Here is a 941-nt window from a genome sequence, read left to right as displayed (position 1 = left end):
TTCTAGCTCACCAACGAATCACATGGAGCCTTTTCCAAGCTGATCTTGCAGCTTAGGGTGGGTGCGGCGGGCCCGGTGATCGATGGGTGCGAGGCTCCAGGTAGGACAGCTGTCGACCAAGACTCGAAGCCCCGGCCGGGAGCCTCGCCATGCTGTCCTACCCCGCTACGATTCCGTTGTCCAGCCGCACCCTGAACCACCTCGCCGAACGCATCCGCTCCCACCGCAAGCAGCGCCGATCCCGGTGGCGGCGTCTCGCTCCCGGACGGCAGGCGCTGCTGGCTCTGGCCCATCTGCGCAACGGCGACACCTACACCCGACTCGCGACCGGCTTTCAGATCGGTGTCGCCACCGCCTGGCGGTACGTGCAGGAAGCGATAGCCCTGCTCACGGCAGTCGCCAACGACCTGGCCACCGCCATGGAACGGATCCGCCGGCTGGCGTACGCGATCCTGGACGGCACCCTGATTCCGACCGACCGGATCGCCGACCAGAAGCCGTACTACTCCGGGAAACACAAGCGCCACGGCGTGAACGTGCAGGTCATCGCCGATGCCGCTGGCCGGCTCGTCTGGGCTTCACCGGCGCTGCCCGGTTCGGTCCATGACCTGACCGCAGCCCGAACCCACGGCGTCATCGACGCGCTGAGCAGGGCAGACGTGATGACCTTCGCCGATAAGGGCTACCAAGGAGCCGGCGGCAGCGTGCGCACGCCATTCAAGCGGCACCGCTTCCGCCCGAAGCTGTCACGCCGGCAGAAGGCCGTGAACCGCGCCCACGCGAGAATCCGCGCCCGCGGCGAACGCGCGATCGCCACCCTCAAGACCTGGAAGATCCTGACCAAGCTGCGCTGCTGCCCACGGCGAGCGACCCCGATCGTGCAGGCCATCCTCGTTCTGCACAACGTCGAAGCCAACCGCTACGCAGGATGAAAAGGGCTC

At 67.0% G+C, this 941-nt stretch carries 1 protein-coding gene; it reads left to right on the top strand.

Annotated features, from left to right (window positions below):
• Positions 1-149: 149 nt before the first annotated feature.
• Positions 150-932, top strand: coding sequence for a transposase family protein (locus E1182_RS30650; RefSeq protein WP_132271209.1), 783 nt, complete (start codon positions 150-152; stop codon positions 930-932).
• Positions 933-941 lie beyond the last annotated feature (9 nt).

Source organism: Micromonospora sp. KC721, from assembly GCF_004348355.1.
Lineage (GTDB): Bacteria > Actinomycetota > Actinomycetes > Mycobacteriales > Micromonosporaceae > Micromonospora.
This window is presented reverse-complemented; position numbering and strand designations above follow the sequence as displayed.

What these genes read in the sequence shown, in the direction of transcription:
- E1182_RS30650 (WP_132271209.1), top strand. Translation starts at nt 150, where the DNA reads ATGCTGTCCTACCCCGCTACGATTCCGTTGTCCAGCCGCACCCTGAAC.